Below are 22494 nucleotides of genomic sequence, written 5' to 3' on the forward strand. Positions count from 1 at the left end.
ATTCTTAGTTTGTGCGACGACGCGTTAACGCCACGCCAGCGCCCGTCAGTGCGCCTACAATCCCCCACATGATCATCAGGAATGCACGACGCGGACTATCGCGTTTTACAGGTTCTTCAGGCGTTCGCAAATAACGATAGGTCTGAAAACGCGGGTCCAGAGATGGACCGACATTAAGCGTATTGAGCATCGCGCGATTTTGATCGTAATCGAGGTCAAAATCAGGACCGACGGCCTGAAGGTTTTCCAGACGTGCCTGCAACATGGGGCGGCCAAGGAGGAACATCTCTGAATCAGGCAGTTCATCAGCCGGCACGTCCGTCTCAGTACGGGAAATATTGTGCTGTTCCGCAATTTTCAGCGCCTGCTCAATATTGTGTACACGGCGAGCGAAAATCGCTTTAGCCACCTCTTCCTGACGTTTCACCTGCGCTTTCATCTGGATGGTACGAGCCGACCAGGCGCCTTTAAGCTCTTCGTTAAGATGGCTTGCGGCACGCTGGCTGGCAAACGCGACATACTGACGCAGCAGGTTGTTGGCGTCCGGCGCGGTTTCTGCAATCAGCTTGACGCTGTCATTCACGTTACGCAGCGCGTCGCCCGGCATAAATTGAATATTGTTAATCAGATCGTCCAGCAGAGCGGCATCGGCTTTGGTGTTATCAACCCGACGCTGCTTGTAGTAATCCGTCTGGGACCAGAAGTCGCGGCGCGTATCCCACGAAGCCAGTTGCATCACAAACTCTTTATAGGCCTCATCCATAACGGAGACCTGATCTGGCGTGGCGAGGTTAGCTTTGATATCCAGGTTTCGCAGGAATTGCTGTTGGGAATAGAACCCCCCAAGCATGTTAACCGTTGGTTTGTCAGTGATTGCCGTGGCGCTCCATTCTTGTTTTGCAAAGAACGTATAGGCCAGCGCTAACAGTGCAAATCCCAGCGCGATCCCCGCAATCCAAAGTTTGCCTGCCCATAACACGCGAAACAAACCCCGAATATCCAGTTCATTCTCAGTTACCACTGATTTCACTCCCGCCAACGGTTGAGTCATCATAGTCCCGGTTTTACTTAGTTAATGTTGTGTTTTTGCCACTGTTACGACGCATCCTGCGTTTAATACGTTTAATGAACCGCGCTACTTTCCATGCGCGCTTAATGCAGTAGCCGTAGAGAGAAAAAGCTAGCAAGAACAATACCAACATAGCCCATTCAGGTACAAAATGTGTATATTCCGCCGTCACGCCAATCGCCGCTAGAATAGCAGCCGCCAGCGTAATAAGCACAAATGCCTGCCGGGAAGTGAATCCGGCTCGCATGATTAAATGATGAATGTGCTGGCGGTCAGCAGAGAAAGGGCTCATCCCTTTACGCAGACGGCGATACATAATCGCAACCATATCCATTAACGGGATAGCGATAATCCATAATGCTGTTACCGGGCTAATGGGGTGTACATCACCCTGAGTGGTTTCCAGCAAGATCCAAATGATAGTAAAGCCGATAAGCGTGCTACCCGCATCACCCATGAATACTTTATAGCGCCGGCCCAATGCACCGAGATTTAACAGGATATAAGGCAGGATGGCCGCAATCATGGCAAAACACCACATAGCAAGGCTATATTGCCCATCGAACCATAAAATGAAACCAATTGCGGCAAATGAGACGCAGGACAGGCCTCCCAGCAAACCATCAATACCGTCAACCATGTTGAATGCGTTAATCGCCACCCACACGGCAAAAAGTGTCAGGAAATAACCGAACGGACCGAGTTCCATCTCCCAGGAGCCAAAAATATAGCCCAAGCTACTCAAGTGCAGCTTAGCGAACACCATCATAGCAATAGCCACAGCAGCCTGAACGAAGGCGCGGATTTTGACGCTAATATCATAACGGTCGTCAAGAGCGCCAACCACCACAAGCACCGTCGCGCAGGTTAGGTACAGCCTGGCATGTGGGATATAGTAATCCGCGATGGCAAACGTGAAGCAGATCCCCGCGAAAACAGAGATACCTCCGACCAAAGGGATCATGCCTTGATGACGCTTACGGAAGTTGGGTTTATCCACTAACCCCAGATATTTCGCCACCTTACGTGCCAGAAACAAAAAGCAGGTGGTAAACAAGAAAATACTGGTTAGTTCAGTAAACGTATCAAGTAGGTTCACAATGGATGTTCTCAACAAATGTTAGTCAAGGAAGTATAACCATCAAGGCGCTGAGCCTGAAGTTATAAAGCAAACCTCTTACAGTTCCATTTGTTTATTATTCAAGCTATTAATGTTTTTACTGTGCGAATTATCTTATTGTCGCACTGCCCAGTCAAAATTGTGAGTAGGTGGTACTAGCGTATAGTCCATAAAAGAAAAACGCCACGTAAAAACGTGGCGTTCGCTGGCTTTATTTGCGTTACGAGCGTTTCATCATGTCGAAGAAATCGTCGTTGGTTTTGGTCATTGCCAGTTTGTTAATGAGGAACTCCATCGCGTCGATTTCACCCATTGGATGGATGATTTTGCGCAGGATCCACATTTTCTGCAGCTCTTCCTGGGTGGTGAGCAGCTCTTCTTTACGGGTACCGGAACGGTTGTAGTCGATTGCCGGGAAGACGCGTTTTTCAGCGATCTTACGAGAGAGGTGCAGTTCCATGTTGCCTGTCCCTTTAAACTCTTCGTAGATAACTTCGTCCATTTTGGAACCGGTATCGATCAGCGCCGTCGCGATGATGGTCAGGCTGCCGCCCTCTTCGACGTTACGTGCAGCACCGAAGAAACGTTTTGGACGATGCAGGGCGTTAGCATCCACACCACCGGTCAGGACTTTACCAGACGCCGGGACCACGGTGTTGTAGGCACGCGCCAGACGGGTGATGGAGTCGAGCAGGATGATCACGTCTTTCTTGTGCTCAACCAGGCGTTTTGCCTTCTCGATAACCATTTCCGCAACCTGAACGTGGCGAGATGCTGGCTCGTCGAAGGTAGAAGCAACCACTTCACCTTTAACCAGACGCTGCATCTCGGTCACTTCTTCCGGACGTTCGTCAATCAGCAGCACCATCAGCACACAGTCAGGGTGGTTGTAAGCAATGCTCTGCGCGATGTTCTGCAGCAGCATGGTTTTACCCGCTTTTGGCGGCGCCACAATCAGACCACGCTGACCACGACCGATTGGTGAGGCCAGATCCAGAACGCGCGCGGTTAAGTCTTCGGTAGAACCGTTACCACGCTCCATACGCAGGCGAGAGTTCGCGTGCAGCGGCGTTAAGTTCTCAAAGAGGATCTTATTGCGCGAGTTTTCTGGCTTATCGAAGTTAACTTCATTGACTTTCAACAGCGCAAAGTAGCGTTCACCCTCTTTAGGAGGACGAATCTTACCTGAAATGGTGTCACCAGTGCGGAGGTTGAAACGGCGGATTTGGCTGGGGGATACGTAGATGTCGTCAGGGCCGGCGAGGTAGGAGCTGTCTGCAGAGCGGAGGAAACCAAATCCGTCTTGCAATATCTCCAGCACACCGTCGCCAAAGATATCTTCGCCACTCTTAGCGTGCTGCTTCAGGATGGCGAAAATGATGTCCTGCTTGCGCATACGAGCCTGGTTTTCCAGCCCCATATTTTCGCCGAGAGTGATCAGCTCAGAAACCGGCGTATTCTTTAATTCGGTAAGATTCATAATGGTGTGGGTTCTTAAACTCGGGGTGATTCTCGAACTTAATGTTGTGAATGGTATGGCAGGGTCATCCATGCCTGTTTAGCGGCCATCAACTCATGTCTGTTCGCTGTCTGGTCACAGGGAAAGAACGCAGAACTGAAACGACAAGACGAATTGAGTGACAAGCCCGGAATTTAGCCACTTCACGCACTGTTCATGTTAACAACGGGAAGTATCGGGTAAAACAAGATTCAAACAACAAGATATGTTTAAAACGAAGTCATAGCTAACTTAGCACGACTTCAGCCGGGCGTCCAGAGTTCCGAATCATTTAGCCGGGGGCTCTGAACGCACAGCGGAGAAACCTTACGCCAGGTTAGCGTCGAGGAACTCTTTCAGTTGACCTTTGGACAGCGCGCCCACTTTGGTCGCCGCCACTTCGCCGTTTTTGAACAGCAGCAGGGTCGGAATACCACGGATACCGTATTTTGGTGCGGTGCCCGGGTTCTGGTCGATGTTCAGCTTGGCAACGGTCAGTTTGCCCTGATATTCGTCGGCGATCTCATCCAGAATCGGGGCGATCATTTTGCAAGGACCACACCATTCAGCCCAGAAATCGACGAGGATCAGCCCGTCAGCCTTAAGTACGTCCGTGTCAAAACTGTCGTCAGTCAGGTGAATAATTTTATCGCTCATATATAACTCCACAGGAATAAGCCTGGTACGTTGGTTTTGTCTCCACCAACGACGCGTTGATGTCGCATTAACCAACTAAAGGTTGACTTTATTTCACCGGATACGCTTTCGTAAAGCAATAGTAAGCTGATATTCTACCACACTATGAGCAAAACACATTTAACAGAACAGAAGTTTTCCGACTTCGCGCTGCACCCGAAGGTGATTGAAGCCCTTGAAAATAAAGGGTTTCATAACTGCACGCCCATTCAGGCCCTCGCGCTGCCGCTGACGCTGGCCGGTCGCGATGTTGCCGGGCAGGCGCAAACCGGTACCGGCAAAACGATGGCGTTTTTAACGTCAACGTTTCATTATTTACTTTCTCACCCAGCGATTGCAGACCGCAAAGTTAACCAGCCGCGCGCGCTAATTATGGCCCCGACGCGAGAACTGGCGGTACAGATCCACGCAGACGCTGAACCCCTGGCGCAGGCTACCGGCCTGAAGCTGGGCCTGGCCTATGGCGGCGACGGCTACGATAAACAGCTGAAAGTGCTGGAAAGCGGTGTGGATATCCTGATCGGTACCACCGGCCGTCTTATCGATTACGCCAAACAGAACCACATTAACCTCGGTGCCATCCAGGTTGTGGTGCTCGATGAAGCTGACCGCATGTACGATCTGGGCTTCATTAAAGACATCCGCTGGCTGTTCCGCCGTATGCCTCCGGCTAATCAGCGCCTGAATATGCTGTTCTCTGCAACCCTCTCCTACCGCGTTCGCGAGCTGGCGTTCGAACAGATGAACAACGCCGAATACGTAGAAGTGGAACCGGAGCAGAAAACGGGTCACCGCATTAAAGAAGAGCTCTTCTATCCTTCTAATGAAGAGAAAATGCGCCTGCTGCAAACGCTGATTGAAGAAGAGTGGCCAGATCGCGCCATCATCTTTGCCAACACCAAACACCGTTGTGAAGACATCTGGGGCCATCTGGCTGCCGATGGCCACCGTGTTGGCCTGTTGACCGGCGACGTGGCGCAGAAAAAACGCCTGCGTATTCTTGAAGAGTTCACCCGCGGCGATCTCGATATTCTGGTCGCCACCGACGTGGCTGCACGTGGTTTACACATTCCGGCCGTGACGCACGTCTTTAACTACGATCTGCCAGACGACTGTGAAGACTACGTACACCGTATCGGTCGTACCGGTCGTGCGGGCGCAAGCGGTCACTCTATTAGCCTTGCGTGTGAAGAGTATGCGCTGAACCTTCCGGCCATTGAGACCTACATCGGTCACTCTATTCCGCAGAGCAAATACAATCCGGAAGCGCTGTTAAGCGAACTGCCGCCGCCTAAGCGTCTTACCCGCCCACGCTCCGGCAATGGTCCGCGTCGTTCAGGCGGCGCACCGCGTAATCGTCGTCGTTCAGGTTAAGAAAATATGCTCAGCTCCACCTCGCTTTATGCGGCAATTGATCTCGGTTCGAATAGTTTTCATATGCTGGTTGTGCGCGAGGTGGCGGGAAGCATACAAACGCTGACGCGCATTAAGCGCAAGGTCCGCCTCGCGGCGGGCCTGAGCAGCGACAATCACCTCTCGCCTGAAGCCATGGAACGTGGCTGGCAGTGCCTGCGACTCTTTGCCGAGCGTCTGCAGGATATCCCGCACGCCCAAATCACCGTTGTCGCCACTGCGACACTCCGCCTGGCGGTTAACGCCGTGGATTTTATTGCCAGAGCGCAGGAGATTCTCGGTTGCCCGGTTCAGGTTATCAGCGGTGAAGAAGAAGCTCGTCTGATTTATCAGGGTGTTGCACACACTACGGGGGGTGACGATCGCCGCCTGGTGGTGGATATCGGCGGAGCCAGTACCGAGCTGGTGACCGGCACCGGCGCGCAGGCTACGTCGCTGTTCAGCCTGTCGATGGGTTGCGTGACCTGGCTTGAGCGCTATTTTACCGATCGTAATCTGGGTAAAGAGAACTTCGACGAGGCAGAAAATGCCGCGCGCGAGGTATTACGTCCCGTGATGGACGAACTGCGCTATCACGGCTGGAAAGTGTGCGTGGGTGCGTCGGGGACCGTGCAGGCCCTGCAGGAAATCATGATGGCGCAGGGAATGGACGAGCGGATTACGCTTGCCAAACTTCAGCAGCTAAAACAGCGCGCCATCCAGTGCGGACGCCTGGAAGAACTGGAAATTGAAGGCCTGACGCTGGAACGCGCGCTGGTCTTCCCGAGCGGGCTGGCCATTCTGATCGCCATTTTCACCGAGCTCAACATCCAGTGTATGACCCTTGCCGGCGGCGCGCTGCGCGAAGGCCTGGTCTACGGGATGCTGCATCTGTCGGTCGATCAGGATATCCGCAGCCGAACCCTGCGCAACGTACAGCGTCGTTTTCTGGTTGATATCGATCAGGCAGGACGCGTATCGCAGCTGGCATCTCGCTTCGCCGATCAGGTCGCTAACGTCTGGGATCTTGATCATCTGAGCCGCGATTTATTGCTGAGCGCCTGTGCGCTGCATGAAGTGGGGCTGAGCATTGATTTTAAGCAGGCCCCTGCTCACGCAGCGTATTTGGTTCGCAACCTGGATTTACCGGGCTACACGCCCGCACAGAAAAAGCTGCTGGCAACGCTGCTGCTGAACCAGACCAACGCCGTTGACCTCTCATCATTGCATCAGCAAAACGCCGTACCGCCGCGCGTGGCCGAACATCTGTGCCGCCTGCTGCGTCTGGCGATTCTGTTTGCCAGCCGCCGTCGCGATGATTTGCTGCCTGCAATCAATCTGGTGGCCGATGACGAAAAACTGTCGCTGACGCTGCCGGAAAACTGGATTGCACGTCACCCGCTTGGGGCAGAGATGATCGAGCAGGAGTGCCAGTGGCAGAGCTATGTGCACTGGGTGCTGGAAGTGAAGTAATACGCTGAACATTGCCGGGTGGCGGCTTCGCCTTACCCGGCCTACTCATCATTATCCTTTCTCTTTGGCTTTTGCCAGCATGGCGCGAATGTTCGCCACGTTAGCCTGCCCCTTGTGCATCCGCTCTTCTGCGGTAATCACTTTGCGTTCCTGTTCCCAGATCAGATCATCCTGCGGCAGCTCCAGCAGGAAACGGCTCGGCTCCGGGCGGACGAGTTCGCCATACTGACGGCGCTCTTTACACAGCGTGAACGTCAGCTCTTTCTGCGCACGGGTGATCCCCACGTAGGCCAGACGGCGCTCCTCGTCGACGTTATCTTCGTCAATGCTGCTCTGGTGCGGTAACAACCCCTCTTCCATACCAACCAGATACACATACGGGAACTCCAGCCCTTTGGACGCATGCAGCGTCATCAGCTGAACCTGATCGGCCTCTTCTTCGCTCTCGCCGCGCTCCATCATGTCGCGCAGGGTAAAGCGGGTGACGACCTGCGTCAGGGTCATCGGCTCGTCGATTTCGGATCCCTCCAGCATTTCGGTCATCCAGCTGAAGAGCTGGTTAACGTTTTTCATCCGCATCTCAGCCGCTTTCGGGCTGGCCGAGGTTTCGTACAGCCAGGACTCATAGTCGATGCCGTGAATAAGATCGCGCACCGCCGCCACCGGCTCGCGCTCCGCGAGACGCTGCACTTCGCCGAGCCAGTGGGTGAATCGCGTTAGCGAATCGTAACCGCGGCCGGTTAACGTCTGGCTCAGCCCCATGTCGAAGCTGGCGGTAAACAGGCTTTTATTGCGAGTCATCGCCCACTCGCCCAGCTTTTGCAGCGTCGCCGGGCCAATCTCGCGCTTCGGCGTATTCACGATGCGCAGAAACGCGCTGTCGTCATCCGGGTTCGTGAGCACGCGCAGATAGGCCAGCAGATCTTTAATCTCTGGCCGTGAGAAGAACGACGTACCGCCCGAGATTTTGTACGGAATGCGGTTCTGCATCAGCATCTTTTCAAAGACGCGCGACTGGTGATTGCCGCGATAGAGGATCGCGTAATCCTTATATTCGGTTTTATTGACGAAGTGGTGGGCGATCAATTCGCCCGTCACGCGCTCCGCCTCATGCTCTTCATTATTGGCGCTGAGCACCTTCAATTCAGTACCGTAACCCAGCTCGGAGAAGAGACGCTTCTCAAACACATGCGGGTTATTGGCGATCAGGATATTTGCCGCTTTCAGGATACGCCCGGAGGAGCGGTAGTTTTGCTCCAGCTTAATCACCTGCAGAGCGGGAAAATCTTTGCTCAGCAGCACCAGGTTTTGCGGACGCGCGCCGCGCCAGGAGTAAATTGACTGGTCGTCGTCGCCGACCACGGTGAAACGCGCGCGCTGCCCCACCAGCAGCTTCACCAGCTCGTACTGGCTGGTGTTGGTGTCCTGATACTCATCCACCAGCAGGTAACGGATTTTGTTCTGCCAGCGCTCGCGAACCTCTTCGTTCCGCTGCAGCAGCAGCGTGGGCAGCAGAATCAGGTCGTCAAAGTCCAGCACGTTGCACGCTTTCATGTGCGCATCGTACAGACCGTAGCAGTGGGCGAAGATCCGATCCCGTTCGCCTTTGGCGATCGCCGCGGCCTGGGCCGGGGTCATCAGATCGTTTTTCCAGTTTGAGATCGTTGAGATCAGCTGCTGCAACAGCACCTTGTCATCTTCGATCAGCCCCTCGGTGAGCTCTTTGAGCAACGCCACCTGGTCGGTATCATCGAAAAGCGAGAAGTTGGACTTCATTCCCAGCGCAGCATACTCGCGTTTAATGATATCCAGCCCCAGCGTGTGGAAGGTGGAGATCATCAGGCCGCGCGCCTCTTTACGCCCCAGGGTCTGGCCGACACGCTCTTTCATCTCACGCGCCGCTTTATTGGTAAAGGTTACCGCCGCAATGTGCCGGGCCTGATAGCCACAGCCGCGGATCAGGTGCGCAATCTTATTGGTGATAACGCGCGTTTTGCCGGATCCTGCACCCGCCAGCACCAGACACGGTCCGGTGACAAATTCGACGGCTTGTTGTTGTCCGGGGTTTAAACGCATAAATGATCACTCAATGAAAGTCAGGAGGGGAGAATAACAGCGTGGTAGTATAGCGAGCCTAATCCATACCACTCAAGGCACGATCATGGCAAAAACAGCAGCAGCACTGCATATTCTTGTTAAAGAAGAGAAACTGGCTCTGGATCTTCTGGAGCAGATCAAAAACGGCGCCGACTTCGGCAAGCTGGCGAAGAAGCACTCTATCTGTCCGTCAGGCAAACGCGGCGGCGATCTGGGTGAATTCCGCCAGGGTCAGATGGTACCGGCATTCGATAAAGTGGTCTTCTCCTGCCCGGTGCTGGAGCCAACCGGCCCGCTGCACACGCAGTTCGGCTACCACGTGATTAAAGTGCTGTACCGCAAATAAACAGGCCGGGTGGCGGCTGCGCCTTACCCGGCCTACATCTTACGGTTTTGTAGGTCGGGTAAGCAAAGCGCCACCCGACAAGGTTGTTAACCCGCTACCGCGATACGCTTCATGTCGGTCATGTAGCCACGCAGTTTGTGACCCACTTTCTCGATCTGGTGGCTGCGAATCGCTTCGTTCACATCGCGCAGCTGCGCGTTGTCCACGGCACCTTCTGCAATCGCTTTACCCAGATCGCCCGACTGCAGAGTGGTCATAAACTCTTTCAGCAGCGGTACGCAGGCGTAAGAGAACAGGTAGTTACCGTATTCTGCAGTATCAGAGATAACCACGTTCATTTCGTACAGACGCTTACGGGCGATGGTGTTCGCGATCAGCGGCAGCTCGTGCAGTGATTCGTAGTACGCAGACTCTTCAATGATGCCGGAATCCACCATGGTTTCGAACGCCAGCTCAACGCCTGCTTTCACCATCGCGATCATCAGCACGCCTTTATCGAAGTACTCCTGCTCGCCGATTTTACCTTCGTACTGTGGCGCGGTTTCGAACGCGGTCTTACCGGTCTCTTCACGCCAGGTCAGCAGTTTCTTATCGTCGTTCGCCCAGTCAGCCATCATGCCGGACGAGAACTCGCCGGAGATGATGTCGTCCATATGTTTCTGGAACAGCGGCGCCATGATGGTTTTCAGCTGTTCAGACAGGGCGTAAGCACGCAGTTTTGCCGGGTTGGACAGACGGTCCATCATCAGCGTAATACCGCCCTGCTTCAGCGCTTCTGTGATGGTTTCCCAGCCGAACTGAATCAGTTTTTCCGCGTATGCCGGGTCGGTGCCCTCTTCAACCAGCTTATCGAAGCACAGCAGAGAACCGGCCTGCAGCATGCCGCACAGAATGGTCTGCTCGCCCATCAGGTCAGATTTCACTTCGGCAACGAAGGACGATTCCAGCACGCCCGCACGGTGGCCGCCGGTCGCCGCTGCCCACGCTTTGGCAATCGCCATGCCTTCGCCTTTCGGATCGTTTTCCGGGTGAACCGCGATCAGCGTCGGCACGCCGAAGCCACGTTTGTACTCTTCACGGACTTCGGTACCCGGGCACTTCGGTGCCACCATCACTACGGTGATGTCTTTACGGATCTGCTCGCCCACTTCAACGATGTTGAAGCCGTGGGAGTAACCCAGCGCCGCGCCGTCTTTCATCAGCGGCTGTACGGAACGCACAACGTCAGAGTGCTGCTTGTCCGGGGTCAGGTTAACCACCAGATCCGCCTGCGGGATCAGCTCTTCGTAGGTACCCACTTTGAAGCCGTTTTCGGTCGCTTTACGCCATGAAGCGCGCTTCTCGGCAATCGCTTCTTTGCGCAGTGCGTAGGAGATATCCAGACCGGAGTCACGCATGTTCAGGCCCTGGTTCAGACCCTGTGCGCCACAGCCGACGATGACCACTTTTTTACCCTGAAGGTAGCTCGCGCCATCGGCAAATTCATCGCGCGCCATGAAGCGGCATTTGCCCAGCTGCGCCAGCTGCTGGCGCAAGTTCAGTGTATTAAAGTAGTTAGCCATGGGTGATACCTCGTGATGTTGTGTGTCTTATTGTTCGGTTCGCGTTTCAGCGAGAATGTACCCACATTACAACAGGAAATTTATTGCGGAAATTGATATATTCACAACGTCACATTGCAATTTATGCAATGTAAAAAGAGGGAGTGGAATCGGTGGATTTACGCGATCTGAAAATGTTCCTGCACCTGGCGGAAAGCCGTCACTTTGGCCGCAGCGCCCGGGCGATGCACGTCAGCCCCTCCACGCTTTCGCGCCAGATCCAGCGCCTTGAGGAAGACCTCGGCCAGCCGCTGTTCGTGCGCGATAACCGCACCGTCACCCTCACGGAAGCGGGCGAAGAGCTGCGTATTTTTGCCCAGCAGACGCTGCTGCAGTACCAGCAGCTGCGGCACTCTATCGATCAGCAGGGGCCGTCACTCTCCGGTGAGCTGCATATTTTCTGCTCCGTGACCGCCGCCTACAGCCATCTGCCGCCCATCCTTGACCGCTTTCGCGCGGCGCATCCGTCGGTTGAAATTAAGCTCACTACCGGCGACGCTGCCGACGCGATGGAAAAAGTGGTGACGGGCGAAGCGGATCTCGCCATTGCCGGGAAGCCGGAAACCCTGCCGGGCGCGGTAGCGTTCTCGATGCTGGAAAATCTGGCGGTGGTGTTGATTGCCCCGGCGCTGCCCTGCCCGGTGCGTAACCAGGTGTCGGTGGAAAAACCGGACTGGTCCACGGTGCCGTTTATCATGGCCGATCAGGGCCCGGTTCGCCGCCGCATTGAGCTGTGGTTCCGCCGTCAGAAAATCAGCAACCCGTCGATTTACGCCACCGTCAGCGGCCATGAGGCGATGGTGTCGATGGTGGCGCTGGGCTGCGGCGTGGCGCTGCTGCCGGAAGTGGTGCTGGAAAACAGCCCGGAACCGGTGCGCAATCGCGTGATGATTCTGGAGCGCAGCGACGAGAAAACGCCGTTTGAGCTTGGCGTGTGCGCACAAAAAAAGCGGCTGCATGAGCCGCTTATTGATGCGTTCTGGACGATATTGCCGAATCACTAAAGCCGGGTGGCGCTGCGCTTACCCGGCCTACATGCCACTCAACCCTTAACCTGCCAGGAAGAAGCGGAACGCCGGGTTGTGGGTTTCGTCATGGCACTCGTAGCCCAGCTCGTTCAGCCGCGTTTCGAAATCCGGCTCGTGCTCGCCCAGTTCGAACGCCGCCAGCACGCGGCCGTAGTCGGTGCCGTGGCTGCGGTAGTGGAACAGAGAGATGTTCCAGTGCGTGCCCAGCGTGTGCAGGAACTTGAGCAACGCGCCCGGCGATTCCGGGAACTCAAAGCTGAACAGGCGTTCCCTGAGCGGCTTGGAAGGACGGCCGCCGACCATGTAACGCACGTGCAGCTTCGCCATCTCGTCGTCGGAGAGATCGACCACGCTATAGCCGCCGTTATGCAGCAGGCTAAGGATCTCTTTGCGCTCCTCCACGCCACGGCTCAGACGCACGCCGACAAAAATGCAGGCATCTTTGGCATCGGCAAAGCGGTAGTTGAACTCCGTCACCGAACGGCCGCCCAGCAGCTGGCAGAACTTGAGGAAGCTGCCCTTCTCTTCCGGAATCGTCACCGCCAGCAGCGCTTCACGCTGTTCGCCCAGCTCGCAGCGCTCGGACACGTAGCGAAGACCGTGGAAGTTCACGTTGGCCCCGGAAAGCACGTGCGCCAGACGCTCGCCGCGGATGTTGTGCTGCGCGATGTATTTTTTCATGCCCGCCAGCGCCAGCGCGCCGGAGGGTTCCGCCACCGCACGCACGTCTTCGAACAGATCTTTCATCGCCGCGCAGATAGCGTCGCTGTCGACGGTGACGATATCGTCGAGATACTCCTGGCACAGGCGGAAGGTTTCGTCGCCAATGCGCTTCACCGCCACGCCCTCGGCAAACAGACCGACGCGCGGCAGGTCGACCGGATGCCCAGCATCCAGCGCCGCTTTCAGGCAGGCGGAGTCTTCCGCTTCCACCGCAATGACTTTGATCTGCGGCATCAGCTGTTTGATCAGCACCGCCACGCCTGCGGCTAAACCGCCGCCGCCCACCGGGACAAAGACGCGGTCGAGATGGGCATCCTGCTGCAGCAGCTCCAGCGCCAGCGTGCCCTGCCCGGCAATCACCATCGGGTGGTCGAACGGCGGCACCCAGGTGAACCCCTGCTGCTGCGCCAGTTCAATCGCTTTGGCTTTTGCTTCGTCAAAGTTGGCCCCGTGGAGCAAGACTTCGCCGCCGAAACCGCGCACCGCGTCGACCTTGATATCGGCGGTAGCAACCGGCATCACGATCAGCGCTTTCAGCCCCAGACGGGCAGACGAGAACGCGACGCCCTGGGCGTGGTTGCCCGCCGACGCGGTAATCACGCCGCGCGCTTTTTGCTCGTCGGTCAGCCCGGCCATCATCGCGTAGGCGCCGCGCAGCTTGAAGCTGTGCACCGGCTGACGGTCTTCGCGCTTCACCAGAATGACGTTGTCCAGGCGCGAAGAGAGTTTTTCCATTTTCTGCAGGGGCGTGACCTGCACGGCTTCATAGACCGGTGCGCGAAGCACCGCTCTCAGATATTCCGCCCCCTCGGGGGCGGCGGATAAGGGTTGCGACTCGGCCATCGTTAGCCCCCAAGTTTAGATTTATCGCGCACCGCGCCTTTATCTGCACTGGTGGCAAGGCTCGCGTAGGCGCGCAGGGCGAAGGAAACTTCGCGCTGGCGGTCTTTCGGCGTCCAGGCTTTGTCGCCGCGCGCTTCCTGCGCTTCACGACGGGCCGCAATTTCCTGGTCGCTCAGCTTGAGCTGAATGCCGCGATTCGGAATGTCTATTTCGATCAGATCGCCGTCTTCGATGATGGCAATGTTGCCGCCGCTTGCCGCTTCCGGGGAAACGTGGCCGATAGAGAGGCCGGAAGTGCCGCCGGAGAAACGACCGTCGGTGATCAGCGCGCAGGCTTTACCGAGGCCCATCGATTTCAGGAAGGTGGTTGGGTAGAGCATCTCCTGCATGCCCGGACCGCCTTTCGGCCCTTCGTAGCGAATGACAACCACGTCGCCTTCAACCACTTTACCGCCAAGAATGGCGTCTACCGCTTCATCCTGGCTTTCGTACACCTTCGCCGGACCGGTGAATTTCAGGATACTGTCGTCCACGCCAGCGGTCTTCACGATGCAGCCATTTTCCGCAAAGTTACCGTACAGCACGGCCAGGCCGCCGTCTTTGCTATAGGCATGCTCCAGCGAGCGGATGCAGCCTTCAGCGCGGTCATCGTCCAGGGTGTCCCAGCGGCAGTCCTGCGAGAACGCCTGGGTAGTACGAATACCAGCAGGGCCCGCGCGGAACATCTTTTTCACCGCGTCGTCTTTGGTCAGCATCACGTCGTACTGGTTCAGCGACTCAGGCAGCGACAGGCCAAGCACGTTTTTCACGTCACGGTTCAGCAGCCCGGCGCGATCCAGCTCGCCGAGGATACCGATGACGCCACCCGCGCGATGCACGTCTTCCATATGGTACTTCTGGGTACTCGGTGCGACCTTACACAGCTGCGGCACTTTACGGGAGAGCCTGTCGATGTCGCTCATGGTGAAGTCGATTTCGGCTTCCTGCGCGGCGGCCAGCAGGTGCAGAACGGTGTTGGTGGAACCGCCCATGGCGATATCCAGGGTCATGGCGTTCTCGAATGCCGCTTTACTGGCGATGCTGCGCGGCAGCGCGCTGGCGTCGTCCTGCTCGTAGTAGCGCTTAGTCAGTTCAACGATGCGTTTACCGGCGTTGAGGAACAGCTGCTTACGGTCGGCATGGGTCGCCAGCAGCGAGCCGTTGCCCGGCTGAGACAGACCCAGCGCTTCGGTCAGGCAGTTCATGGAGTTCGCCGTGAACATACCGGAACAGGAGCCGCAGGTCGGGCACGCGGAGCGCTCCACCTGGTCACTCTGCTCGTCAGAGACTTTCGGGTCCGCGCCCTGAATCATCGCATCGACCAGGTCGAGCTTGATGATTTTGTCGGAGAGCTTGGTTTTCCCCGCTTCCATCGGGCCACCGGAGACGAAGATCACCGGAATGTTCAGGCGCAGGGAGGCCATCAGCATCCCCGGGGTGATTTTGTCGCAGTTGGAGATACAGACCATCGCATCGGCGCAGTGGGCGTTAACCATGTACTCTACCGAGTCGGCGATCAGCTCGCGCGACGGGAGTGAATAGAGCATGCCCCCATGGCCCATCGCGATACCGTCATCCACCGCAATGGTGTTGAACTCTTTCGCCACGCCGCCGGAGGCTTCGATTTGCTCGGCAACCAGCTTACCGAGATCGCGCAGGTGCACGTGGCCCGGTACGAACTGGGTGAAGGAGTTCACCACGGCGATAATTGGCTTGCCGAAATCGGCGTCGGTCATTCCGGTGGCGCGCCACAGTGCGCGGGCACCGGCCATGTTGCGGCCGTGGGTGGTGGTGGCTGAACGATACTTAGGCATGCTTTATTTACTCCCGTCTGACTATGTAATGGGACGGTGCGTGCCGTCCCAAATTTATATTTAGTGATTAACCTGATCCAACCAGCCGTATTTGTCTTCTGTCTCGCCGGTGAAGAGGCCAAAGAACGCTTGCTGAATGCGTTTGGTGACCGGGCCACAGCGGCCTTCGCCCACCTGAATGCCGTCTACGCTACGCACCGGCGTAATTTCAGCCGCGGTTCCGGACATGAACACTTCATCGGCCAGGTACAGGGATTCGCGGGACAGCACCTGCTCGCGCACTTCGATACCCAGATCTTTTGCCAGCTTGATGATGGCGTCACGGGTGATGCCTGGCAGCGCGGACGAGGTAAACGGCGGGGTGAAAAGAATGCCGTCTTTTACTTCAAACAGGTTTTCACCTGCGCCTTCGGAGATGTAGCCATTCACGTCGAGCGCGATACCTTCCTGGTAACCGTGACGGCGCGCTTCGCTGCCGACCAGCAGGGAAGAAAGGTAGTTACCGCCCGCTTTCGCCGCGGTCGGGATGGTGTTTGGTGCAACGCGGTTCCATGAAGAGACCATTGCGTCGATCCCCTGCTCCAGGGCTTCAGCACCCAGGTAGGCACCCCATGGGAACGCGGCAATGATCACATCGGTGTTGTAACCGGCTGGCGGGTTCACGCCCATGCCGACGTCGCCCACGAAGACCAGCGGACGAATATAGGCGCTAGTCAGGTTGTTCTTACGGATCACGTCGCGGCAGGCTTCCATCAGCTCATCCACGCTCTGAGAAACCGGGAAACGATAAATTTTGGCTGAGTCATGCAGACGCTGCATGTGTTCGCGATGGCGGAACACCACTGGCCCTTTGTGAGAATCGTAGCAGCGGATGCCTTCAAACACGGAGGTACCGTAATGCAGCGCGTGGGACATCACGTGGACCTTCGCGTCCTCCCAGCGAACCATCTCACCGTTGAACCAAATGTAATCAGCTTTTTTTGTCGTCATTTTTTCGTCCTGTCACGCTTAAGCGCGGATTTGTTGTGATGTGGTTGTGCTCTGGCAGATGGCAACATGGGCAACGTCTACCAGCTTTGATAACTGACTAAACAGTAAGTCGACCGGCCGCGGGCTGGCAACGGTTAATTCGATACTGATGTTTTGCGCGTCGGTGGCCGTCTCCATATTCATAGAGCAAATCTGAAAACCACGATGACGCACCACGCGCAAAACGCGTTCTAATGTTTCCGGGTTGAAGCGAGCCTGCACGGCGACCTGATGTTGCATCATGATAATTTCTCCAGCATTTGTGAGTTACTGGCACCGGGCGGTACCAACGGCCAGACGTTCTCAAGCTCGTCGATTGAGACATGAAGCAGGTATGGCCCTTCGCTTGACAGCATGGTGTCGAGTGCCGCTTCAACCTGGTCTTTACGGGTGATGTGCTGACCAGGAATGCCGAAGGCGCTGGCCAGGGTGAGGAAATCGGGGTTATCGGTCAGGGTGGTTTCACTGTAACGTTCCTGGAAGAACAACTGTTGCCACTGGCGAACCATCCCTAAACGCTGGTTATCGAGCAACACGATCTTCAGCGGTAACTGCTTGCGCTTCACGGTGCCGAGCTCCTGAACGTTCATCATGAAGGAGCCGTCACCGGAGATACAGATAACGGTATCGTTCGGGCGGGCAACCTGTGCGCCAACCGCGGCTGGCAGACCGAAGCCCATCGTCCCTAACCCGCTGGAAGTGATGAAGTTTTCCGGACGGGTGTAGGTCATGTGCTGGGCGGACCACATCTGGTGCTGGCCGACATCGGTCGTCACCACGCTGTCGGCGGGCTTACGGTCGGACAACTGCTTCAACAGCAGCGGCGCGTAGATGGCCTCACCCGGATGGTCGTAACGCCAGGCGTGCTCGGCACGCATTTCAGCCGTGTGCTGGCGCCACTCGCCGATATTCAAAGGCTGCTGTAACGCCGGCAGCAGCGTGTTGAGATCGCCCTGCAGCGCGACGTGCGCCTGACGCAGCTTGTTCATTTCCGCCGGGTCGATATCCATATGGATGACGTTGGCGTTCGGCGCAAAGGTATTCAGCTTACCGGTGACGCGGTCGTCAAAACGGGCACCGACGGCGATGAGCAGATCGCACGCCTGCACCGCCAGGTTTGCCGCTTTGGTGCCGTGCATCCCCAGCATGCCCAGATAGTAGGGGTAATCGGCATCTACCGCACCCAACCCTTTCAGCGTGCAGGTGGCAGGCATTTGCGTTGCCGCGATAAATTCGCGCAGGGCAGGAACCGCCTGCGCCATACCTACGCCACCGCCAACGTACAGCATCGGCTGTTTCGCCTGCGCCAGCATCTGACGGGCCTCTTCGACTTCCGCATGCGGAAACGCGTCGTCGTGTCCAACGGTGGAGAAGTGCGGCTCCAGTTCGCCGTGTGCGACCTGGATATCTTTCGGGATATCGACCAGAACCGGACCAGGGCGGCCGGAGCTGGCAACCTCGAATGCTTCCGCCATTACGCGCGGCAGCTCTTCCAGTGACTGAACGAGAAAACTGTGTTTGGTGCAGGCCAGCGATAAACCGAGTACATCGACTTCCTGGAACGCGTCGGTGCCGATGAACGGAGAGGCAACCTGTCCAGTGATGGCAACAACGGGAACAGAATCCAGCAGCGCGTCTGCCAGACCGGTGATGAGGTTAGTTGCGCCCGGGCCTGACGTCGCCATACAGACACCGGTTTTACCGGTGGCACGGGCATAACCGATGGCGGCCATCGCTGCGCCCTGCTCGTGTCGGCACAACAGGTGCTCCACGCCGCCGTCATACAGTGCATCGTAAATCGGCATAATTGCGCCACCCGGATAACCGAATACTGTCTCGACTCCCTGCGCGCGCAACGCATGTACTACCCACTGTGCCCCATTCATAGTTAGTTCCCCGTCATAAATCGGGAGAAACAGAATTTTGTGCTAGTCGTCATTCTCTGCTCCTCATTTACGTTTTTTAGTCATAAAAAAACCCCCGGACCTTTCGGTGCGGGGGTCTTAGTTCGTTAAGGCTTGATTTCTAAGCCTTTCCTCGTCCAAGTGCAGCCCCGCACGGTGGGATAATAATCACCACCACGCTAATCACGACCAGGCTAATCACTCGTAGAAGGGCTGTCATTTTCAGTTCTTTTTGCATCTTGTTCGAAGGAATACCTAAAGAGTTATCACAGTTTTTAAATCAAACACAAGATTTATTTATGACGGATTTGGTTAGCCCGCGAATCATATTTATTAAAATCGTTGTTTTATATACGGAAATTAGAAAATGAATATTTTTCACTTTTTTACTCCTCCGCTAACCGTCAAAACAGATTTTTTTCGCTCTGCGAGGAGGGTTCCTCGACTGTGCAATAGTTTCATTGTGCTTTTAAAATCCCTGAACAAGCAGCGTAAATTCGCTAAATAGCGCTAAACAGGCATAACGCACACTGGCATAGTCACACCAGGAGGTAGTGCAAATGTCACTGTCAGTTGTTTATACACGTGCGGCTCTCGGGGTAAAGGCACCGCTTGTTTCCGTAGAGGTTCATTTGAGTAATGGGCTGCCCGGACTCACGCTTGTCGGGTTACCTGAAACGACGGTTAAAGAGGCCAGGGATCGCGTTCGCAGCGCAATAATAAATAGCGGTTATACCTTCCCCGCGAAGAAGATCACCATCAACCTTGCCCCCGCCGATCTGCCCAAAGAGGGCGGGCGATACGATTTACCTATCGCAATTGCGCTTCTCGCGGCTTCTGAGCAGCTTACTACGACCAGGCTAGGCTCGTACGAGTTCGTGGGTGAACTCGCGCTCACAGGCGCATTGAGAGGCGTTCCCGGTGCGATATCGGGAGCGCTGGAAGCCATTCGTGCAGGGCGGCAAATCATTGTCGCCAATGAAAACGCATCAGAAGTGAGTCTTATTGCCGAAAAGGGGTGTCTCATCGCCGGGCATCTTCAGGAAGTATGTGCCTGGCTGGAAGGCCGACATGAACTGTCCGAGCCGGAGGAGTGCGACGAGGCTGTAGCAGATGCGCCAGAAGATCTTAGTGAGATCATGGGACAGGAGCAAGGTAAACGGGCGCTGGAGATTACGGCTGCAGGTGGACACAATCTCCTGCTGATTGGCCCGCCTGGTACAGGTAAAACGATGCTGGCGAGCAGGCTGAGCGGGTTGCTCCCGCCGCTCAATAACCATGAAGCGCTGGAAAGCGCTGCTATATATAGCCTCATCAGTTCGGCATCGTTGCAAAAACAGTGGCGCCGTCGCCCTTTTCGTTCCCCACATCATAGCGCTTCACTGACGGCAATGGTCGGCGGTGGGTCTATCCCCGGACCGGGTGAGATTTCACTGGCACACAATGGCATTCTGTTTCTTGATGAGTTGCCTGAGTTTGAGCGTCGCGTGCTGGATGCACTGAGAGAACCTATTGAATCTGGTGAAATACATATCTCGCGCACGCGGGCCAAAATAAGCTATCCCGCGCAGTTTCAACTGGTCGCTGCGATGAACCCCAGCCCCACGGGGCATTATCAGGGCAACCATAACCGCTGTACGCCAGAGCAGACGCTGCGCTATCTGGGAAAGCTTTCCGGCCCATTCCTCGACCGTTTCGATTTGTCTCTCGAAATCCCCCTTCCGCCGCCGGGCCTGCTCAGGCAGACGGGCATAACGGGTGAGAGCTCAGCAAAAGTGCGCGGGCGGGTGATCGCTGCCCAGGCACGACAATACGCCCGTCAAAACAGGCTGAATGCTCGGCTTGATAATGCCGGGATCCGGCAGTTTTGTTCGCTTAACAGTGAAGATGCAGGATGGCTTGAGGAGACGTTGACGCGCTTTGGGCTGTCTATACGAGCGTGGCAACGTTTGCTAAAAGTGGCCAGAACCATTGCTGACGTGGAGGGATGTACTGACATTGAGAGGAAACACTTGCAGGAGGCGCTGAGTTACCGCGCTATCGATCGTTTGCTGCTGCACCTGCAGAAGTTGCTGGCATAAAAAAGGGGCCGTAGCCCCTTCTTATCATCTTAGTCATCAGACTCGGTGTAGTCTTCTGCACCTTCCATCTGCGGCTTACCGCCAGACAGCGTATGGAAGCGCTTTGGACGCTTAATGCGTGCCATATACTTGATCCATACACGTTCCGCTTCAGACTGCGGCTCACGCTCACCACGGCAAACAGAAACAAACTGTTTTTCGTCTTCAGTAGCAGGCTCACGCTTGCCCAGATCCAGCTCGTTAAAGGCATAACCATGGCGCTCAAGCAGTTGAGCTTCTTTGATGGTGAAATCGCCGTGACGAGAGAACCCGCGCGGATAATGTTTATTGTCGAAAAAACGATTAGTTGTCGTAAAGCTTTCCGCCATCCTACACGCTCCTAATTCTTTGGCCGAGCTATTTATGGCGCGGAGTATTAGTTACGCTTGACAGAGTGTAAAACAAAACATTTAAATCATAACGACAAATAATTTTGCGGAGAAAGATGTGGATACGGAATTGCTTAAAACTTTCCTTGAAGTGAGCAGAACACGCCACTTTGGGCGAGCAGCTGAAGCCCTTTACCTGACGCAGTCAGCAGTCAGTTTTCGTATTCGACAGCTGGAAAATCAACTGGGTGTGAATCTTTTTACCCGCCATCGCAACAATATCCGCCTCACGCCCGCCGGCGAAAAACTACTGCCGTACGCAGAAACGCTGATGAATACCTGGCAGGCGGCACGCAAAGAGGTTGCACATACTTCGAGGCATAATGAGTTCTCGATAGGGGCCAGCGCTTCCCTGTGGGAATGTATGCTAAGTCAGTGGCTTACCCGGCTTTATCAATCTCATAGCCACCTGCAATTTGAAGCCAGGATTGCGCAACGGCAGTCGCTGGTTAAGCAACTTCATGAGCGCCAGCTTGATCTTCTTATCACAACCGAAGCCCCCAAGATGGACGAATTTAGCAGCCAGATTGTGGGCCAGTTTGGCCTGGCGCTTTATGCCTCTGAACCTTCGATGATGAAGGCAGACCTGACCTATTTGCGCCTGGAATGGGGGCCTGATTTTCAGCAGCATGAGACGGGCTTGATTGCACCTGATGACGTCCCACAGTTAACGACCAGCTCTGCAGAGATCGCCTGTCAGCAACTGCCCTTGCTGAGAGGTTGTACCTGGTTACCTGTTCGCTGGGCAGACACTAAAGCTGGGCTGCATACCGTAATGGATTCCACCACGCTTACCAGACCGCTGTATGCGATTTGGCTGCAAAACAGTGATAAGCAGTCGCAGATAAAAGATCTGTTAAAAATCAATGTAATGGATTGATACATCAGCCAGCAGGAATGCTGGCTGAATAGTAAGAAGAGACGTTTTTACAGTCTTTCAGGCAAAAAAAAATCCTTTGCCGAAGCAAAGGATTCTATATGGCAGGGGCGGAGAGACTCGAACTCGCGACACCCGGTTTTGGAGACCGGTGCTCTACCAACTGAGCTACGCCCCTAAAGTTTTTTGCCATTAAGCCTGCCAGTAAGGCAGGCTTAATGTCTTAATAAGTGGCGGAACGGACGGGACTCGAACCCGCGACCCCCTGCGTGACAGGCAGGTATTCTAACCGACTGAACTACCGCTCCACCGAAGACTGCTTGTAACCACCGGATTAATGCACCGGCTTACTACTAAATTTGATGCCTGGCAGTTCCCTACTCTCACATGGGGAGACCCCACACTACCATCGGCGCTACGGCGTTTCACTTCTGAG

General features: G+C 55.5%; 20 protein-coding genes and 2 tRNA genes. 6 read left to right on the forward strand and 16 right to left on the reverse strand.

Features of this window, described 5'->3' with window-relative positions; genetic code table 11:
* Nucleotides 1-4: 4 nt before the first annotated feature.
* From wzzE to trxA, 4 genes are all read right to left on the reverse strand, one after another.
* Complete coding sequence (gene wzzE, locus C6A40_RS20990) at nt 5-1051, reverse strand: ECA polysaccharide chain length modulation protein (protein ID WP_045336962.1); 1047 nt, start codon at nt 1049-1051, stop codon at nt 5-7.
* Between the two features lie 13 nt (nt 1052-1064).
* Nucleotides 1065-2168: a UDP-N-acetylglucosamine--undecaprenyl-phosphate N-acetylglucosaminephosphotransferase gene (gene wecA, locus C6A40_RS20995; protein WP_025912234.1), complete on the reverse strand. Its 1104-nt coding sequence runs from the start codon at nt 2166-2168 to the stop codon at nt 1065-1067.
* Nucleotides 2169-2409: 241 nt separating this feature from the next.
* On the reverse strand, nt 2410-3669 hold the full coding sequence (gene rho / locus C6A40_RS21000) for a transcription termination factor Rho (protein ID WP_008501566.1): 1260 nt from the start codon (nt 3667-3669) through the stop codon (nt 2410-2412).
* 345 nt (nt 3670-4014) lie between these two features.
* Nucleotides 4015-4344, reverse strand: coding sequence for a thioredoxin TrxA (gene trxA, locus C6A40_RS21005; protein ID WP_006179218.1), 330 nt, complete (start codon nt 4342-4344; stop codon nt 4015-4017).
* Nucleotides 4345-4488: 144 nt separating this feature from the next.
* On the opposite strand from trxA, the gene rhlB reads away from it, so the two are divergent.
* Nucleotides 4489-5757, forward strand: coding sequence for an ATP-dependent RNA helicase RhlB (gene rhlB, locus C6A40_RS21010; protein WP_021242834.1), 1269 nt, complete (start codon nt 4489-4491; stop codon nt 5755-5757).
* Nucleotides 5758-5763: 6 nt separating this feature from the next.
* The gene (gene gppA, locus C6A40_RS21015; protein ID WP_045336964.1) at nt 5764-7248 is read left to right on the forward strand and encodes a guanosine-5'-triphosphate,3'-diphosphate diphosphatase; all 1485 of its coding nucleotides are present in this window, start codon (nt 5764-5766) and stop codon (nt 7246-7248) included.
* 51 nt (nt 7249-7299) lie between these two features.
* On the opposite strand, the gene rep is transcribed toward gppA, so the two are convergent.
* The gene (rep, locus tag C6A40_RS21020; protein WP_008501569.1) at nt 7300-9324 is read right to left on the reverse strand and encodes a DNA helicase Rep; all 2025 of its coding nucleotides are present in this window, start codon (nt 9322-9324) and stop codon (nt 7300-7302) included.
* Nucleotides 9325-9409: 85 nt separating this feature from the next.
* Here rep and ppiC point away from each other — a divergent pair, with 85 nt between their 5' ends.
* Nucleotides 9410-9691, forward strand: coding sequence for a peptidylprolyl isomerase PpiC (gene ppiC, locus C6A40_RS21025; RefSeq protein ID WP_008501570.1), 282 nt, complete (start codon nt 9410-9412; stop codon nt 9689-9691).
* An 86-nt stretch (nt 9692-9777) separates the two neighbouring features.
* Here the strand turns inward: ppiC and ilvC are convergent, their stop codons facing one another.
* On the reverse strand, nt 9778-11253 hold the full coding sequence (gene ilvC / locus C6A40_RS21030) for a ketol-acid reductoisomerase (protein WP_045336965.1): 1476 nt from the start codon (nt 11251-11253) through the stop codon (nt 9778-9780).
* 152 nt (nt 11254-11405) lie between these two features.
* Between ilvC and ilvY the strand changes: the two genes are divergently transcribed.
* Nucleotides 11406-12296, forward strand: a complete 891-nt coding sequence (gene ilvY / locus C6A40_RS21035; RefSeq protein WP_008501572.1) for an HTH-type transcriptional activator IlvY — start codon at nt 11406-11408, stop codon at nt 12294-12296.
* Between the two features lie 45 nt (nt 12297-12341).
* On the opposite strand, the gene ilvA is transcribed toward ilvY, so the two are convergent.
* The 7 genes from ilvA to ilvL form a co-directional block, all read right to left on the reverse strand.
* Nucleotides 12342-13886, reverse strand: coding sequence for a threonine ammonia-lyase, biosynthetic (gene ilvA, locus C6A40_RS21040; RefSeq protein WP_045336967.1), 1545 nt, complete (start codon nt 13884-13886; stop codon nt 12342-12344).
* Nucleotides 13887-13888: 2 nt separating this feature from the next.
* Nucleotides 13889-15739 (reverse strand): dihydroxy-acid dehydratase, encoded by a 1851-nt coding sequence (gene ilvD / locus C6A40_RS21045; protein ID WP_021242828.1) that lies wholly within the window; start codon nt 15737-15739, stop codon nt 13889-13891.
* Nucleotides 15740-15799: 60 nt separating this feature from the next.
* Entirely contained in the window at nt 15800-16729 is a 930-nt protein-coding gene (gene ilvE / locus C6A40_RS21050) for a branched-chain-amino-acid transaminase (protein ID WP_023326297.1), read from the reverse strand.
* A gap of 18 nt (nt 16730-16747) precedes the next feature.
* Nucleotides 16748-17011, reverse strand: a complete 264-nt coding sequence (ilvM, locus tag C6A40_RS21055; RefSeq protein WP_003860184.1) for an acetolactate synthase 2 small subunit — start codon at nt 17009-17011, stop codon at nt 16748-16750.
* Nucleotides 17008-18654, reverse strand: a complete 1647-nt coding sequence (gene ilvG / locus C6A40_RS21060) for an acetolactate synthase 2 catalytic subunit (protein WP_045336969.1) — start codon at nt 18652-18654, stop codon at nt 17008-17010. Before ilvG ends, ilvM begins: the two co-directional genes overlap by 4 nt.
* A gap of 2 nt (nt 18655-18656) precedes the next feature.
* Nucleotides 18657-18707, reverse strand: a complete 51-nt coding sequence (gene ilvX, locus C6A40_RS25135; protein WP_166792073.1) for a peptide IlvX — start codon at nt 18705-18707, stop codon at nt 18657-18659.
* Nucleotides 18708-18793: 86 nt separating this feature from the next.
* Entirely contained in the window at nt 18794-18892 is a 99-nt protein-coding gene (ilvL, locus tag C6A40_RS21065) for an ilv operon leader peptide (protein ID WP_001311244.1), read from the reverse strand.
* Between the two features lie 340 nt (nt 18893-19232).
* On the opposite strand from ilvL, the gene C6A40_RS21070 reads away from it, so the two are divergent.
* Nucleotides 19233-20753 (forward strand): YifB family Mg chelatase-like AAA ATPase, encoded by a 1521-nt coding sequence (locus C6A40_RS21070; RefSeq protein WP_023293581.1) that lies wholly within the window; start codon nt 19233-19235, stop codon nt 20751-20753.
* Between the two features lie 29 nt (nt 20754-20782).
* Here the strand turns inward: C6A40_RS21070 and C6A40_RS21075 are convergent, their stop codons facing one another.
* Entirely contained in the window at nt 20783-21121 is a 339-nt protein-coding gene (locus C6A40_RS21075; RefSeq protein WP_008501577.1) for a DUF413 domain-containing protein, read from the reverse strand.
* 118 nt (nt 21122-21239) lie between these two features.
* On the opposite strand from C6A40_RS21075, the gene hdfR reads away from it, so the two are divergent.
* Nucleotides 21240-22061: an HTH-type transcriptional regulator HdfR gene (gene hdfR / locus C6A40_RS21080; protein WP_021242824.1), complete on the forward strand. Its 822-nt coding sequence runs from the start codon at nt 21240-21242 to the stop codon at nt 22059-22061.
* Between the two features lie 99 nt (nt 22062-22160).
* On the opposite strand, the gene C6A40_RS21085 is transcribed toward hdfR, so the two are convergent.
* Both C6A40_RS21085 and C6A40_RS21090 read right to left on the reverse strand, forming a co-directional pair.
* Nucleotides 22161-22236: transfer RNA gene (locus C6A40_RS21085), tRNA-Trp, on the reverse strand.
* 53 nt (nt 22237-22289) lie between these two features.
* Nucleotides 22290-22366 (reverse strand) — tRNA-Asp (locus tag C6A40_RS21090).
* Between the last annotated feature and the right edge of the window lie 128 nt (nt 22367-22494).

Origin of the sequence: Enterobacter sp. GER_MD16_1505_Eko_090 (assembly GCF_003331015.1) — a bacterium.
Lineage (GTDB): Bacteria > Pseudomonadota > Gammaproteobacteria > Enterobacterales > Enterobacteriaceae > Enterobacter > Enterobacter roggenkampii.